3 protein-coding genes are annotated in these 2,113 nt (G+C 45.1%); all 3 read right to left on the bottom strand.

Annotation, left to right across the window (positions count from 1 at the left end):
• Window positions 1-219: 219 nt before the first annotated feature.
• The 3 genes from R7Q47_RS23315 to R7Q47_RS23325 all read right to left on the bottom strand — a co-directional run bounded on the left by R7Q47_RS23315 (window position 220) and on the right by R7Q47_RS23325 (window position 2,038).
• The gene (locus R7Q47_RS23315; RefSeq protein ID WP_020838202.1) at window positions 220-579 is read right to left on the bottom strand and encodes a hypothetical protein; all 360 of its coding nucleotides are present in this window, start codon (window positions 577-579) and stop codon (window positions 220-222) included.
• A 163-nt stretch (window positions 580-742) separates the two neighbouring features.
• Window positions 743-1,132 (bottom strand): cytochrome b562, encoded by a 390-nt coding sequence (locus R7Q47_RS23320; protein WP_005462833.1) that lies wholly within the window; start codon window positions 1,130-1,132, stop codon window positions 743-745.
• Between the two features lie 153 nt (window positions 1,133-1,285).
• On the bottom strand, window positions 1,286-2,038 hold the full coding sequence (locus tag R7Q47_RS23325) for a phosphatase (protein ID WP_318089435.1): 753 nt from the start codon (window positions 2,036-2,038) through the stop codon (window positions 1,286-1,288).
• Window positions 2,039-2,113 lie beyond the last annotated feature (75 nt).

Raw genomic sequence — 2,113 nt, forward strand, 5'->3', positions numbered from 1 at the left:
ACGTCATAAAGTAGATGGATTTTGCGCGTGAGGCTTCCTTGAGTTGAGGCTTTGTTGAGTTTCTCAACATGTTTATTTCCTTTTCATTTTTGCACGCCAAAAACGCTGACCAAATGCTTCCCCCACATGCTTTTCTATGCGGTGAAATTTGGACAGGTTTGGGAATGCGACTGCTTGAATGAGCAGTGTATGTGTGACTTTACTTATTGTTTTTATGGATTATGAAAAAGAAGCCACAGGCGGCGCACGTGGAACTGGCGTTTCAAATCGTACACTTAGAGCCAAAAAAGTGTAACGTTCAGAAATTACCGAGCTCAGTCGTGAAAGTATCGGTGTAGTTGGAAGTGAATCTTGGTGGAAAGTGGAAAAGTGACTAAATGGACACGGCTTGCCCTTGTGCGTCACCGAGCTGTCGCCCTCTTCTATCTGAACCAGCTCGAAACCGTTTAGCGTACAAAGCGTCGCCCACACGCCCATGCTGTTACCATGAGCATTGATAACAGGCATCAGTGTCACGAGCACCCAACTTAAGGCGCTAGCGAATAACATGGAGCGATAAAAAGGAATTAATCTACGCATAACGGTGACTTAACAAATTTCACACAGAGTAGCCAATTCTGAGTTTCAGCTCAAAAAGAGGATCAATAAGTGATTACTACCTCACAATCATCATGTTGACAGAGACAAAAAAGCCCGCAAATTTGCGGGCTTTCTTTCAATCATTCATGCACGTAAGCGCTGCTTAACCAAACAGCTTGCTCCAAATGCTTGGATTACGCTTGTCGTGGTACTCTTCACGAAGGCTATCGATCTCACGCAGTTGCGCTTTTGCTTCTGTCAAATTACCTGCATCCAGATCCGCTTCGATTTTGTCTAGCGTTACCGACAGCTTGTTGAAACCTTCTAGGTAAGTATCAAACTTTTCTGGTGGGTAATTACCACGTTTTGACTGTTCTACAATGGCTTGCAAGCTATCAATCGCAGATTTCATGGTTTCCACGTCAGACGCTTCTGCGGCCTGTTTGAATTCCATCTTCATCTGCTTCATGTTTTGCTTCAAATCAACCGCTTCTGCCATCGCGTATGTTGAGCCAAACGCAATCGCACACCCTAGAACTAAAGGACGTAACATTTTCACTTCTCCATTTTAGTGCCGAATTCTGTGTCGGCTTCGTTTACCCAAATAACTCGCCACGCTAATGCGCATTGTAGGAATATTCGGGTATTTAAGAGGGGCAGTGTAAAGCAATCTTACCTAGGGTGCATACCTAAAATGTAATCAAGTTTATGCGTTGCGAATCTCGTCATACTCTGCGATTGGCAAGCGGCCACGCAGTTCAAGAAATGACGAAAACTGTTTAGCAGAGTGAGTAATCACTTTGTTGCTATCAATATCAAGGTTGTCCATCAGCTCACTGACAAGCTCCAGATTGCCCACATCATGACAAAAGTGTGCATCGCTTCCCGTAGTAAAATACACATCTAACGCTTTGCCGATTTGCGCAATTTCATGACAACGATCCACACTGCCAACACGGCTGTTGCCTTTGAGCGTGGTGTTATTGATTTCTATCGCTACATTGTGCTCTTTAGCGCACTTCAGCACTTGTTCAAAATCGAAGTCGAAGTTCGGGTTCCCCAAATGCCCTAACGCATCAACGCGACCGCTTTTGATGACATTTATCAGCGCTTCAGTGTGTGCTTCTTTATTGGCAGGTGGAAAAACGGGCTCGTGGAAACTGGCAATAACCCAGTCCAAATTGCGATCGACGCTTGGCGGAATATCAATTTCACCTTCAATGTTAAGTATATTGGATTCCACTCCGCGAACGATGGCAACACCTTCAAGAAAACGAGGCAGAATTTTTTGGTTGGAGAAAAACCAGTAGTGAGGCGCACCCGGCATCGACTCCGCATGGTCCGTCGTGCAAAACATGGTTAACCCGTTCTCTTTTGCCGACTTTGCGTTTTCAATCAACGTACTATACGCATGACCACTCGCGTAAGTATGCGTGTGGGTATCAACCTTAAATTCCATCATCCAGTCTCTTGAGTGCTCAAATTTGCGGGTATTGTATACCCCCGTGCGGTCAAGATGTAGCGAACACCGAAA

The sequence above is a fragment of the Vibrio sp. Vb0349 genome (assembly GCF_033338975.1).

Bases quoted from the DNA above. Each gene is read 5' to 3' on its own strand.
- R7Q47_RS23315 (WP_020838202.1), bottom strand. From the start codon at position 579: ATGCGTAGATTAATTCCTTTTTATCGCTCCATGTTATTCGCTAGCGCC.
- R7Q47_RS23320 (WP_005462833.1), bottom strand. From the start codon at position 1,132: ATGTTACGTCCTTTAGTTCTAGGGTGTGCGATTGCGTTTGGCTCAACA.
- R7Q47_RS23325 (WP_318089435.1), bottom strand. From the start codon at position 2,038: ATGGAATTTAAGGTTGATACCCACACGCATACTTACGCGAGTGGTCAT.